Below are 12,192 nucleotides of genomic sequence, written 5' to 3' on the forward strand. Positions count from 1 at the left end.
ATACTGCATGAGAGACAGGTCTTACGCGGGAGAGTGTCTACAAAGTCTGAATTGCTCTTTACCTTGCCGATAGTTTTTCAATAGCTTGGCAACGCTTAGACGGTTATTGGCAGCCACTGGTTTTTTCGCTTCGTACTCGTCCCCCGTGACCGGATGCGGTATGGTGGCAAATTAGAAACTTATAGGGTAATTAGAGCTCTCCACCTTTTGAGGAAGATAGAGATGGCTGGATTGCTAGAGGACGTGATCGGCGTAAATCAGGCCGGCCAGGTCTGTCATCCGTACAAGCTTACCCGCGGTAATAAGGCCGGCCAATACAGCTACACCCTTGAGACAGACAACAACCTCAACTACATCGGTGTAGATGAGGCTGGTCTGCGCTCATTGATTGAATCTGGCGCATTCAACGAAAAGGGCCGTATTCGCATGCTGCCTGCTGGCTACCAGGCGGGTGCAGTCGGTAACGCTTTGTCCGTCCGCCGCTACCAGGGAAAGCTGTTGCCGATTCTCTGATACTTGGCATGGTGGCAATTTGGTTTGGGATGGGGTATACGGGTGACCGGCATAGGGCCGGGTCAAAAGGAGTTGGAAGTGGCGTTCAAGACAAAACAGCAGCACGAACTGGTCGCAATACTCTCGGCTGGTGCAGGGCTGGAACTGGAAGTGAAGACAAAGATGCAGCATGAGATCGTTGCGCTGGCCCAGGCGGCAAAGATGGGTGGCGGGCACCTGGTTCTCAACGGACTGGCAACGAAGCAGCAGCATGAACTCCTCGCCATCGCAACTGCTGGCAAGGGGCATGTCACGCTGAAGGACTGACGATCTCGTCGCCCGGATCGCGCTTCAGCTCAGCCATACTGGCCTCCTTGAACTGTCGCGCTAGTTTGGGCGAGATATAAAAAGCTGGCGCGTCAGGTCGTTCAAGGCGACGCGCCCGCTCTTCATGCTCCTGCGCAATCCACGACAAGGCAAGGTCCTGCCAAAGCTCTTGAACTTGGTCGTAGCCGTGCCGCTCGATCTCGGCAGCCATGGCAACCTTGATCCCTTCCGGCATGTTGAAGAACACCTTCTCGATGCCCAGTTTCGCAGCCTGCTTCTTTTGCCGGTCTCGGTAGTTCGCAGAGTGCCTGGCAGCCGCTGTCTTCTCCTCGGCCATGGTGGATACCTCCCAAGCCGCTGGGCGGCAGATTGATGTGCTGCTGGCGCCGGCCGTGCCGGACGCGTGCGTTGATGCGTTTCATGCTGCTTTCTGCTGATTCCAGGCGCCGACAGCGGCAAAGATCTTGGCGGCCTCTGCTTCGTCGAGCGTTTTGTCGGTAGGGATGGCGATCCAGCCGGATGCCACTAGGTGAATGGGATGGGCCGTTGCCCACAGTTCGGTGTAAGTGGCCTCGTTCACGTCAGTTAGCTGCTCGGCTCGAGAGTGGGCCTGCGGTGCTGCTGGGTCATGTTGTGTGATCATTGCGTGCAGGCGCCGCCCTCGCTAGGGAGGCGTGATAGATTAAATTTCGTGTGCGTTGATTTCTTGGAAGTGAGGTACGCAATGGCCGGAAGGGTGTTGGAGTCAGCTCATCGATATGCAAGAGCTGCAGCATTGCTGGAAAAAGCAGGATTAACCTTTGAGAGTGAGGTGAATGCGGCTTTATCGATAGAATTGGCTCTGAAAAGCTTGCTGGCAACTCCGGTAGAAAATGACAGCGCAGGCACAGTCTTACAGCAGTACAAAGCTCGGCTGAGGTCCGTGAGAGGTGGACATAACCTACTGGACCTCTACCACCTCGTGCCTACCGATGTCGCCAGTGTGTTCAGTCTAAGCCAGCTGGAAGATCTATTTACTCAAAAGCAGAACACGTTCATTTCGCTTCGATACATCTACGAGGAAGGTGCCCCAAGCGGTTCGTCGTCATTGCTTCTCGACGCGGCGCGCTGGCTAATTCCGCAGGTCATAGTCTACTTTGCTGATCGTGGCGATCCCGATCCCTGGGTAAGGTATATGAGGGCTGATCCTGATCGCATGCGTATCGCCTGATGCGCCGCCCTCCGTGGCCGGATGCGGCATGGTGTGTACGCTGGTAAAATCAAAATTTTGGTCGAGAGGGCGTCATGATTGATCTTAAGGATGTAAATGTGTCTTTTTCGGCCAATGCCGCATCTTTCTTTTTTGCCTTTCTTGCTCCCGGATTTCTAATTCTTTTTTTACTTAAGCCGCAGTTATTCATCATGCTCGAGTTCTGGAAGCTTTTTGTCCTCGCTTCTGCCATTACAGCCCCACCATTTCTAGTGGCTATGCTGTTCTCTGCCTCTGCTTATTTTAATTTGCTTAGGAGTCATCCTGGCCATATTGACAAATGGGGTGGTCCGCGAGAGTGGTACCTGCGTCTAGCAATCAACCACGCTGTATCAATGTTTTTAATAGCACTGTTGCTATGGGCTTTCGAATTTTCTGTTAAGGGTTATGTGATTGCCGGATGTGTACTTACGGCTAGTAACTTTATCTCAGAGATGTATTACTTCCTCAGGTTTACCCGCGACCCCGATAACTTTGACTACGGGTGGTTTAATTCCATTCGCTCTCTGGTAGAGCGGTAAGTTAGTAAGCTCAGGCTTTCTACCCGGTCAGGCGGAAAGCTCCATGTCTCGGTCATGCCAGCCGGCAAGCCACCAGCCGCAGTTCACCGTCAGCCAGCCGTATGGCTGGGTATCGCGTGACTGGCTGTTGTCTCGGCAACAGCCCGCCCGAGGTAGTACGCGGTGGGGTGGACCACATGCCGGCGTTTCATGCTATGCACCGGCCAGGTAGTGGAGAGGCGCGAACGGTATATCGTCGTCGAAGCTGTCGTTGTCCGGCGGCGCTGCCTGCTGGCTCTGCTGACGCGCCGGGCGCTGCTGTGGCGGCTGCCGATCGGGTGCCTGACCAGGCTGCTGGCCCTGCGGTCTCCCACCGAGCAGCTGCATGGTGCCGCGCATGTCGACGTGCACCTCGGTCGTGTAGCGTTTGATGCCGTCCTTTTCCCACTCGCGGGTTTGCAGCTTGCCCTCGATGTAAAGCTGGGAGCCCTTACGGGCGTACTCTCCGGCGATCTCCACCACCTTCCCGAACAGCACGACTCGGTGCCATTCGGTGCGCTCGACCCTCTGGCCTGATTGCTTGTCCGTCCACTGCTCGCTGGTGGCCATGCTGAGGTTGGTCACGGCGTTGCCGTTGGGCAGATAGCGGACGTCGGGGTCTTGGCCGAGCGTGCCGACCAGGATGACTTTGTTTACTCCGCGGCTCATGACGAGAACGCTCCACCCATGATGATCAACACCAATGCCCACAGCGCAGCCCAGCGGGTGCGCACGTCATCAGGCGGGGTGACAGCAACGACCGGTACCGACTTGGCGTTGACTGCGCGCTCGAGGCTCTCGGCGTAGGTCACCGCGTCGAAGTAGCGTCGGCGCTGGCCATACAAGCGGTTGTCGGTGGCGCCGACCACTGCCCAGCTGTTACCGCTTGCAGGTTGGACGTAGAAGCGGGAGTTGCTACGGAAGCGTGCGGATGCGGCCAATGCTTCCTGCTGGACCTGCTCGTACTGCTTACGGCTGTTGCGGATGGATGCGTTCATGGTGGGGCTCCTTGTTTCAGGCGTGAAGTTCCAGGCTTTCAGCCCGGCGAAGGATTCGAACTTGAGCGGTGCGGCGCTCCGGTGCACGGCGGTCGCGGCGCATCGGATCGTTGTCGTTGAAGGTCGAGTGCATGGCGATGAGGCTGGCCAGCACGATGCAGAGCGGGCTGATGATCTGCTGGCGCATGGCCTTGGTGACCGCCTCAATGCGGCGACCGGCCTCCAGCTTGAACAGCGCAGCCTCGATACGGTTGGCCACGGTTCCTGGCGTGACCGCCATCTGCCGCGCGATCTCTTTCGTGGTCAGGCCCTGAGCAACCCAGAGCAGTGCTTCCAGCTCGCGGGGCGCCAGCGCTTTGCCGAGCTGGCCAATCCATGAGCCGCAGGTGATCGTGTCCATGATTGTCCTCAGCAACCGCATTGGTCAGACGCCAGGCGCAGTGACCAAACTGGGCGTGAAAAGCCAGCCTGGCGCCTGCCAATGCGGTTGGATGTGAAGGGAAGGGGGCTGCTAATGTTCGGCTGGGTGCGCTTTACGATTTGTAAGGCTCGCGGTGATGCGCTTTACGATATCTCTGCATCGGGGTGTGATCTGCGCTTGTCATTGCAAGGTCGCCCATTCAGTTCCGCCTCGAGGGCTCAGCGCGGTGACAGGCCGCACCCGGTATGGAGTCGCCTTTCCAGATCACACCCCGATGCAGCCTGCGATGGGGAGCAGGGCATCGGGCAGTTAACGTCAGGGCTGACGTGGCGCTGGTTGTCTACGGAAGAGGTTTCGCAAGGGCCAGGCGATCGAAGTACTGGGCGCGATATTTGTCCCACTGCGCACGGATGCTCGGGCGATCGGCGTAGCCCTTCGATAGGCCGAACAGCTCGCGCTGCTCTTGAATCCAGCTCTGAATGTTCACGCAGACGCCGCGAGCGCGACGGGAACGGAAGTGCTCTGTGGTTTCACCTGGCTTGCGGAACTGGTTGATGTTGCGCATCTGTTTGCCCTCCAGGGCGGTTAATTTCCCGTCTGGCCCTGTCGCCAAGGCCAGCAAGTGAAATCGGTTCAGGCAGCAACATCGGCTTTTGAATCGATGCGCTCCTGAATTTCGTGCCTATGCACTGACACGTCCTTCGGTGCTTCGATACCCAGGCGTACCTGGCCACCCTTCACCTGCAGCACCGTCACGCGGATGGTGTCGTTGATCACGATGGTTTCGCCCACTTTGCGGGTCAGTATCAGCATGGTCCTACTCCTTGGTTGATGATCGTCAGTCGTCGAAGCCGTAGCTGAAATCGTCTGGATCGCAGTCGATGAGTAGCACGGCATTGCCGAAGTAGAGCGAGGCCAGCATGCGTTCCCACTTGGTGCGAATCCGCATGTTCACGGCTATACGTTTGTCGTCCAGCTTCGCACTGAGAACTTCGGCCACCTGCACGGTGGGGCGGTGCGGCTCATCCGTCTTGCGTGACCCTACGATGTGAACGTGCAGCGAGTTTTTTAAGCTGTAAATTCCCCGCGTCTCAGTTCGCCAGGAAGACATGGCACGGCTGTCCTCTGGCTCTGGATCGAAGCCTATGTAGAGGAACTCTGACCGGCCGCTCATTGTTTCTTCGAAGCGAATTTCTGGGTTAACCCAATGCTCCTCGGCGGCCTTCTCGCGGTGCTCGCTCACGAACTCGTCCAGCAACCCTTTGAGCGAAACTTCACCGCTCAGCAGGCCTTCACCGTCCATCACCTCAGCGATGGCTTTCTCAGCGTGGTCCAGGACGGTGGACTGCAGCGCAGCTGCCTCCCAGCGCTCCCTAAGTGCGTTTGCCACCAGGGCGTTGTAGCGCTGCAGCTCGAACATGTCGGAGACGTTTGCTGGTAGAGCTGCCTTCACGGCCTCCTGCACGGCTTTGCCGAAATCGCTGTAGGAGCGGAAAGTGTCTCTCACCACATCCTTGAACATGCTTTCAACGCCTTGATCGATCAATTCGCGCGCACGATCAGACTGGGCGTACAGGCTGACGCGCTCGACCAGCATTTCTTGAAGAGTTTGTTGAGTCATTGGGTGATCCATCCATGTGTGGTTGATTTCCCGTCTGGCCCTCGTGAGAAGGCCAGCCAGTGAAACCGTGCTCGAGTTCCACCACCGATGGCTTCACCCGATCTTCTGTCTGGCCTTGAGCTTCCCTGGTCACCTCGCTTTGATCGGCCTTGGCGGGGTGGTCATGGGGTTAGGTATTCGCTACACGACTGCCAGCTGCAGCTCGGCGGCCTACTGGGTAGGGCAGCTCGTCGCGGGTTGCCGGTCCGTGTTCCGGCTGGGCTAGCTACTTCATTGGCAGGTTCCTCCTATGGTCTTTGATCCGCTCCATGCTCGGCGCCGGGTTTCCCCACCACTGCCTGCTGCAGCTACTGGCTACGCATCAGGTGGCTCGCATGGTTTGGCGTCCTCCCATGGGGGAGTCCGGCAGCTATCCAGAGGCTGCATGGTCGACGACTTAGCTTGTCCCGACCCAGGTGATGGCCTGGGTGCGTCGAGGTGGTCACGTCTGGTTGTGTAAAGAGCGGTGAGACTCATTGGCCTCGGCAGTCAGCGTTAGTGGCTGCGACGAGGAAAATATGCACCAGTGCAATTAATATGTCAATGCACTGGTGCATAGAATTTGTTCCTACCTCTTACGAAGACGTTTCGTTGGCAGGGGTTTACCTTTTCCCTAGGGCTTGGTTATGCTTCTCGAGTGCTGGATATGCATACAGTAATTAGGGAGAGCGAAGTGGCCAGGAACAAAAAACTCACACAGCAAACACGCCAAGAAATGACCGGGGTAGAGCGTCTCGGCCTTCGAGTCTCATCGATGATCAATCACCCGATTGCGCAGTCGCAGCGCTGGGTGACGATCCATCGCCTGGACACGGATGGAGATATGGAATGGGAGGAGGTGATGGGGCTGCTAGTCGAAACGCCTGAGCTGGATCTGACTTTCAACGATGACGAGAGCGTCACGGTTAGGTGGGAGGCGCAGAAACCCGAAGATCGCGATGACCTGATAGCGCCCAAGGACTGGGAGGAGGAAAAGCTTGAGGAGGAGGCGCCTTTCTAGTGCTGAAAAGGACCGGCAGAGGATCGGTCTGTATTTGTGAGGTTCAAGCGTTCGATGTATCCCAATCAAACCACTGGGCAGTAGTTCGCTTGAACCAGCTAAGGCGGCTGACATGCTTCGCCGCTTCCTCGCGTGAATAGATTGATCGGATCACATCATCACGGGCGAGCAACTCTAATGCCGGCAGCGTCGGCGGCTCATCAGCTTCAATCCGACGAATTTTACTTCTCATTTCGCGTAACTTGGCTGAATCAGGAGGAACGGCCAGCATCTCCGCCTCGATATCCAGATACCGCTTTCGTAGATCGTTGTGAAGCCAAGCCCGTTGACCGGTCCCGACTACCAAATCTACCGAGGAAGCCAAGGTCACCAACAATGCAGACCCACCTACTAAAAAAGCTGAGGAGCCGGCGATAAGTGAAGTGACAGTGGCCGACCCGAACACAACCCCTACGAAAGCGGTGAACCGCCCCCAGCGAAGAAAAAATGCTCCACGACGCATGTGATACCTGACATTGCGCTGGACATAGAACTCCAGTTCATGCACCTCTGTGGCAATGTCTACATCTGTCATGGTCAAGGGTCTCTTTTAGGCCTTGGGGGGACCGGTCTGCTTTCGGAGATAGTGTTAGGACCGCCACCGCCATCTCTTTTACCCCAGCCGTCTTGCGTAGGAGTTGGGCGTGGAGGAATAGGATTAGGTCTAGGCTGAGGGGGACGTTGGGGTTTGTCAGTCACTTTAGCACAGCTCCTTTTGCTTGATAGGTGGACATCTAACGTAGCGGCTCGTGCTCAGTCCTTGAGACAGAGATACCTGCCGCTAAACCAGGTGTGCATTCCAGACCAGCAGCACTCTCGCCTGGATGTAGGTCTCATCAACCCGAATGTCTTCAGGAGGATGATTTGTGTTATCTGAAATCATTTTGAAATGGTCGCGACCTTTCTTCTGTAGGCGCTTGATGTACTGATGACCCTGGTGGGAAAAGTAGTAGACCCCGTCGCCCACGAACTCACGGATGCTGATGTCAACGACCAGCGGATCGCGGCTTTTGATGGTGGGTGCCATCGACTGACCCACACCCGTTATGAGCTTCAGATGGAAGTGCTCTTTGAACTCCACTCCCATCTCACGTAGATGAGTAGGGCTGACGCGGATGTCTTGCAGCATCTCAGGGAAGTCGTGAGCTACCTCGCCATCACCCATTGCTCCGCGCACGTCGTAGTGAGCAATCCACACCTCATCGCCTACTAGGCCTGGGCGAGGGAAATCGGCAGTCAACAGCTTAGTCGCTGATTGCTCCGCAGATTTTTCGTCAATGGCTTCCGCGATCTTCTTTCGAGCATCGGCAGACAACCCCTTGCCGTGCTTCACCAGCATTTGGCGGACGATTTCTGAAGTCGATAATGAATCACGGGGCTTAGGCTCAGCGTCGCTGTCAGCAAGCGGCTCGTAGCCCCTTAACTGATCAGTGCTGATTCCAAAATAATCGGCAATGGGGCGGACCTGCCTGTCTGCGGGCTCTTTGATCCCCTTGGTGCCCAGAGGCTTGAGAATCCTGGAGATGGTCGATTGCCCAACCCCTGTTCGCTCAGATAGCTCTACCTGATTGATGCCTTTTTCGGCCATCAGGTGAGCGAGAATTTTATCTATCGACTTATGCATAGGTGCAATGCTGCCTCCCAGCAGTGCATAGAGCAATATGGTGGTTCGTTGACATATATGCACCAGTGCATGATCATGTGCATATCTACACAGGAGGCAGCCATGGGCGCTACCGATCTTCCAAACAAGCTGACTGCATTGCTTGGCTCAGGCCTGACCTACAAGGCCATTGCCGAGCGTGCGAAATGCGACATTTCGACGATTTTCCGCATTCGTAACGGACAGATAAGCAATCCGAGCTACGTAGCAGGATCTGCGATCGACCAGATGCATGCGGAACTGACGAAGCCGCGCAAAAAAAATGCAAAGACAACAGCCGCCTAGGTCAGGGCGCTCGGGTTTTCCCGGGCGGTCCCTGTATCGAAGTATCTACAGCATGGCGCTTCGCCAGTAGATGACCGAAACACCTGCTGATCCATCCAGTACCCAAGGCCAACAAGCCATCGAGCTCAATCGACAGGAGAGATGCCATGAGCCAAGACCAAACCAACACCCCGCTGACACGGCTCACCGGTCTCGACAGAGAGATTGCCGTGCAGGCTATTGCGGCTCTGGCCCAGGGCACGCCTGTGGAGGCCGCTTACCAGATCCTGGCCGGAATCGAGGCACTGGATGCGGGTCCCGACGCGCCGATGGTGATGCTGTGGCCGAAAAGCAACGGCTACCAAACCATTGAGGATCAGGCCGCCTGGCATGAGGCCGAACGAGATCGGCTTCTCGACAGGCTTGCAACGTTCAAGCAAGCCTTTCCTAGCTGGTCGCGCAATGACTCTACAGCCCCAACTTCAAGCCAGCCATCTCATAGTGCGCCGCATCACTCCGAACCACTTCCTTCGCTGCATCAGGCATCTGCATCGCAAGAAGTTCTGAGTGAAGTGCCAGACAAAGATCAGCAGCAGTCATCGCGCGCACCGTCTCCAGTGTCCAGTGATGCTTGTGCATCAAATGGAGATGAGCCGGTTTGAAGCCTTCGAGTGGCTCCCACAATCGTGCGGACTTTCCTCGTTCAAGTTCGCAAAAACATGCAAGCAGGAATTCAGGCAGAGCTTTAAGGATGGCGCTCACGCGCTGTTCCTCAGTAGCCGCTTTTGTGTCATCGGGACGAATTTCAGTCAACGCAGCACGCGTAAGGCGTTGCCACTCCTTTGCGTAGTTGAGGCTGATGGATTGCATATGTCCGGCCTCCTGGGCCTTTCCATGTGAAAGCAAAAAGCTACCACGGATGCGCCGGACGCCCATAACGCCTGAATTTCGGGCACAAAAAAACCGCCTGGCCGGGCGGTCTCTTCAACTAACTTCGAGGTCGATTATGCCCAGTGCAGTCGATACACGCAACACCCAGCCCGGCGCGGTTGGTTTTCCTTCACGCGCTGTCGACCACGTGATGTCCTCGCGAGAGATCGCGCAGCTCACGGGAAGCACGCACGACAATGTTCTCAAGACGGTACGCCAGCTGGTGAAAAGGGGTGTCGTTTCATCAAACGAGACCCCCTACACCCATCAGCAGAACGGCCAGCGGTACACCGAGTTCCTGCTCACCTATCGGGACACTCTGGTGGTTGTGTCGGGCTATAGCGTCGAGCTGCGCGCCAAGATCATCGACCGCTGGCAGGAGCTAGAGGCGCGCGTGATTGCCCAGGTCCAGATCCCAACCAACTTTGCGGAGGCCCTTCGCCTCGCTGCTGACAAGGCCGAAGAGAACCAACGTCTTCAGGACGCTTTGGCAAAGCAGGCTCCGAAGGTCGCAGCCATCAACCGCTTGGCCGGCGCCGGTGGGGCAATCTGCATCACCGATGCGGCGAAGCAGCTGCAGCTGGCGCCATCGAGGCTGTTCGCCTGGATGGAGCAGAACCGGTGGATCTACCGGCGCGCGGGCTCGACACGCTGGGTCGCCTTTCAGCCCCGCATCACCGCGGGCCTGCTCAAGCACAAGGTCACATCGCTCAAGCCAGATCCGGAGTCAGGCGTCGACCGTGCGGCCTTCAGCGTGCTGGTAACTACCAAAGGTCTTGCTCGGTTGGCCGAAGAAGAAATCGCCAAGCCGCGTACTCAGGAGCGTACCTGACATGCAATTCACCCTGACCATCAATCAGGTCAAGGCCTTGGAATGGGGGCTGAACTCCCAGCAGGCGCTCCTGTTCGCGTTCGTTTACGGCTGCCCTAGTTGGGCCAAGGCTACGACGACCGACAACGGTGTCTTTTTCGTGCTGAGCAAGGCCAAGATCATCGAAGAGCTACCACTGCTGACCGACAAGCCGGACACGGCTTATCGCATGCTGAAGGCGCTGCAGGACGTTGGTCTGATCGAGCTTTCGAGCACTTCGAATGTCACGCTTTTCCGGCTGACCGACAAGGCGGCGCAGTGGAACAAAAAAGAGGATGGGTCGGAAAAATATCCGACCTTGAAGGCTGGCAAAGAGGGTCGGAAAAAAATCCGACCTACCTCGGAAAAAAATCCGAGCAAGGTCGGAAATAAATCCGAGCCAGGGTCGGAAAAATCTCCGACAAATCAAGATACCAGTAATCAGGATACCAATCAGGATACCAGTCACAGTTCGCAGGGTGCCCCGGCTGCGCCGTCTCAGCCTGCCATGCTGGCGCTGGTTCCAGCCACTGTCCCACGCTGCGAAATTCCCGAGGATATGCCAGGACCAAAAGACCAGTCCTGCAAGACCTTCAAGGCCTGGGCTAACTACGCCATGGCCTACCGCAGCCGCCACGGCGCATGGCCGGTGTGGAACGCGAAGGCCGGCGGGCAGATTGGTCAGTTGGTCGATCGGCTGGGTGTCGATGTTGCCCACCACGTCGCCGCGTACTTTGTCCGGATCAACGACAGCAAGCTGGTCAACCGCATGCACAGCCTGGGCGACCTGCTCCAGAACGCTGAGGCATACCACACCCAGTGGGTCACCAATCGCCAGATGACTGGCACCACTGCCCGCCAGATCGAGCAAACCCAAGCCAATTTCAGCGCCGCCGAGCAGGCGTTGCAAGCGCAGCGAGCGAAGAGGGCTGCAAGCCATGCTGAGTGAAGACCAGCAAGACCAACTGCTGCTATCCCTGTTCGCCACCGCGGAGGTGATGGGGCAGCAACTCACCCAGGGCGCTGCGCTCCTGATGGTCGAGGACCTGCGTGATTACAGCGAGCCCGTCCTGAGCGGTGCGCTGCGCAACTGTCGCCGTGAAGGTGGTCGGCTAACCGTGGCCGCCATCCTGAAGCACGCCCAAGCGGCTGATGGCCACCCAGGCAAGGACGAGGCTTGGGCCATCGCCCTGTCGGCCAGCGATGAAAGCGAAACCGTAGTGATGACCCGGGAGATTCGCCAGGCAATGACGGCATCAAGCCCAGTGCTTGAGGCTGGCGACAAGGTCGGCGCTCGCATGGCCTTCATGAGTGCCTACGAACGCCTAGTGGCCGCCGCAAGGGCTGAGGCGGCTCCTGCAAAGTGGGAGGTCTCTCTGGGTTATGACTCTGCACGCCGCGTTACCGCGATCGAATCCGCTGTGCGCTCGAAACTCATCAGCCAAGAGTCTGGCGCGAAGCATCTGGCTCACCTACAGATTGCACCGCCCAGCGAGGACGGATTAGCCATTGCCGGGCTGATCACTGGGCAGGTTCGGGCGAAGGCAAGCCCCGAAGTGCGGCAGAAGCTCGCTGAGGTCCGCTGCATCATCGAGGCCGCCCAGGCGAAGAAAGACCGCCAGCGCGTCAAGGATGCGCAGCGCCGCCGAGTTGAAACCTATCTGCGTAAGCGGCAGACGCGTGCCGCCATCGCTCAGGTGAACATCAAGCGCGCCGGGCAGCCGGCCGGGGAGGGGGTGTGACTCCAGCCAAGAAAGAAA

The 12,192-nt window shown here is 57.4% G+C and carries 19 protein-coding genes and 1 pseudogene; 10 read left to right on the plus strand and 10 right to left on the minus strand.

Annotated elements, in window-relative coordinates; translation table 11 throughout:
• The first annotated feature begins 222 nt into the window (after positions 1-222).
• On the plus strand, positions 223-513 hold the full coding sequence (locus APH25_RS16685) for a hypothetical protein (protein WP_060482686.1): 291 nt from the start codon (positions 223-225) through the stop codon (positions 511-513).
• Positions 514-591: 78 nt separating this feature from the next.
• A complete protein-coding gene (locus tag APH25_RS16690; protein WP_060482687.1) occupies positions 592-819 on the plus strand; it encodes a hypothetical protein in 228 nt (75 codons plus the stop codon).
• Here the strand turns inward: APH25_RS16690 and APH25_RS16695 are convergent.
• Together APH25_RS16695 and APH25_RS16700 are read right to left on the minus strand one after the other, a co-directional pair.
• Positions 803-1,156: a hypothetical protein gene (locus APH25_RS16695; RefSeq protein WP_060482688.1), complete on the minus strand. Its 354-nt coding sequence runs from the start codon at positions 1,154-1,156 to the stop codon at positions 803-805. The genes APH25_RS16690 and APH25_RS16695 overlap by 17 nt on opposite strands.
• A gap of 81 nt (positions 1,157-1,237) precedes the next feature.
• A pseudogene (locus tag APH25_RS16700) lies at positions 1,238-1,441 on the minus strand (hypothetical protein); the annotation flags it as partial.
• A gap of 153 nt (positions 1,442-1,594) precedes the next feature.
• Here APH25_RS16700 and APH25_RS16705 point away from each other — a divergent pair.
• Together APH25_RS16705 and APH25_RS16710 are read left to right on the plus strand one after the other, a co-directional pair.
• Positions 1,595-2,029: a hypothetical protein gene (locus APH25_RS16705; RefSeq protein ID WP_060482689.1), complete on the plus strand. Its 435-nt coding sequence runs from the start codon at positions 1,595-1,597 to the stop codon at positions 2,027-2,029.
• A gap of 74 nt (positions 2,030-2,103) precedes the next feature.
• Positions 2,104-2,589, plus strand: a complete 486-nt coding sequence (locus APH25_RS16710) for a hypothetical protein (RefSeq protein ID WP_060482690.1) — start codon at positions 2,104-2,106, stop codon at positions 2,587-2,589.
• Between the two features lie 192 nt (positions 2,590-2,781).
• Here the strand turns inward: APH25_RS16710 and APH25_RS16715 are convergent, their stop codons facing one another.
• The 6 genes from APH25_RS16715 to APH25_RS16740 form a co-directional block, all read right to left on the minus strand.
• Complete coding sequence (locus APH25_RS16715) at positions 2,782-3,276, minus strand: single-stranded DNA-binding protein (protein ID WP_060482691.1); 495 nt, start codon at positions 3,274-3,276, stop codon at positions 2,782-2,784.
• Positions 3,273-3,605 carry a hypothetical protein gene (locus tag APH25_RS16720; protein WP_060482692.1) on the minus strand — a complete coding sequence of 111 codons (333 nt, stop codon included), beginning with the start codon at positions 3,603-3,605 and terminating at the stop codon, positions 3,273-3,275. Before APH25_RS16720 ends, APH25_RS16715 begins: the two co-directional genes overlap by 4 nt.
• A gap of 16 nt (positions 3,606-3,621) precedes the next feature.
• The gene (locus tag APH25_RS16725) at positions 3,622-4,005 is read right to left on the minus strand and encodes a response regulator transcription factor (protein WP_060482693.1); all 384 of its coding nucleotides are present in this window, start codon (positions 4,003-4,005) and stop codon (positions 3,622-3,624) included.
• A gap of 361 nt (positions 4,006-4,366) precedes the next feature.
• Positions 4,367-4,591 carry a hypothetical protein gene (locus tag APH25_RS16730; RefSeq protein WP_060482694.1) on the minus strand — a complete coding sequence of 75 codons (225 nt, stop codon included), beginning with the start codon at positions 4,589-4,591 and terminating at the stop codon, positions 4,367-4,369.
• 68 nt (positions 4,592-4,659) lie between these two features.
• Positions 4,660-4,839, minus strand: a complete 180-nt coding sequence (csrA, locus tag APH25_RS16735) for a carbon storage regulator CsrA (RefSeq protein WP_060482695.1) — start codon at positions 4,837-4,839, stop codon at positions 4,660-4,662.
• A gap of 25 nt (positions 4,840-4,864) precedes the next feature.
• The gene (locus APH25_RS16740; protein WP_060482696.1) at positions 4,865-5,647 is read right to left on the minus strand and encodes a hypothetical protein; all 783 of its coding nucleotides are present in this window, start codon (positions 5,645-5,647) and stop codon (positions 4,865-4,867) included.
• Positions 5,648-6,359: 712 nt separating this feature from the next.
• Between APH25_RS16740 and APH25_RS16745 the strand changes: the two genes are divergently transcribed.
• A complete protein-coding gene (locus APH25_RS16745; RefSeq protein ID WP_060482739.1) occupies positions 6,360-6,686 on the plus strand; it encodes a DUF1654 domain-containing protein in 327 nt (108 codons plus the stop codon).
• Between the two features lie 43 nt (positions 6,687-6,729).
• Here the strand turns inward: APH25_RS16745 and APH25_RS16750 are convergent, their stop codons facing one another.
• Both APH25_RS16750 and APH25_RS16755 read right to left on the minus strand, forming a co-directional pair.
• A complete protein-coding gene (locus APH25_RS16750) occupies positions 6,730-7,260 on the minus strand; it encodes a hypothetical protein (protein WP_060482697.1) in 531 nt (176 codons plus the stop codon).
• A 246-nt stretch (positions 7,261-7,506) separates the two neighbouring features.
• On the minus strand, positions 7,507-8,349 hold the full coding sequence (locus tag APH25_RS16755; RefSeq protein WP_060482698.1) for a LexA family transcriptional regulator: 843 nt from the start codon (positions 8,347-8,349) through the stop codon (positions 7,507-7,509).
• Positions 8,350-8,451: 102 nt separating this feature from the next.
• Here APH25_RS16755 and APH25_RS16760 point away from each other — a divergent pair, with 102 nt between their 5' ends.
• The 5 genes from APH25_RS16760 (at position 8,452) to APH25_RS16780 (ending at position 12,174) form a co-directional block, all read left to right on the plus strand.
• Positions 8,452-8,673, plus strand: coding sequence for a helix-turn-helix transcriptional regulator (locus APH25_RS16760; RefSeq protein ID WP_060482699.1), 222 nt, complete (start codon positions 8,452-8,454; stop codon positions 8,671-8,673).
• A 146-nt stretch (positions 8,674-8,819) separates the two neighbouring features.
• Positions 8,820-9,314, plus strand: coding sequence for a hypothetical protein (locus APH25_RS25505; protein WP_156333211.1), 495 nt, complete (start codon positions 8,820-8,822; stop codon positions 9,312-9,314).
• A gap of 419 nt (positions 9,315-9,733) precedes the next feature.
• Positions 9,734-10,414, plus strand: coding sequence for a Rha family transcriptional regulator (locus APH25_RS16770; RefSeq protein WP_060482740.1), 681 nt, complete (start codon positions 9,734-9,736; stop codon positions 10,412-10,414).
• Position 10,415: 1 nt separating this feature from the next.
• A complete protein-coding gene (locus APH25_RS16775) occupies positions 10,416-11,381 on the plus strand; it encodes a hypothetical protein (RefSeq protein ID WP_060482741.1) in 966 nt (321 codons plus the stop codon).
• The gene (locus tag APH25_RS16780) at positions 11,371-12,174 is read left to right on the plus strand and encodes a hypothetical protein (protein ID WP_060482701.1); all 804 of its coding nucleotides are present in this window, start codon (positions 11,371-11,373) and stop codon (positions 12,172-12,174) included. Before APH25_RS16775 ends, APH25_RS16780 begins: the two co-directional genes overlap by 11 nt.
• Positions 12,175-12,192 lie beyond the last annotated feature (18 nt).

Origin of the sequence: Pseudomonas sp. NBRC 111119, assembly GCF_001320125.1 — a bacterium.
Lineage (GTDB): Bacteria > Pseudomonadota > Gammaproteobacteria > Pseudomonadales > Pseudomonadaceae > Aquipseudomonas > Aquipseudomonas parafulva.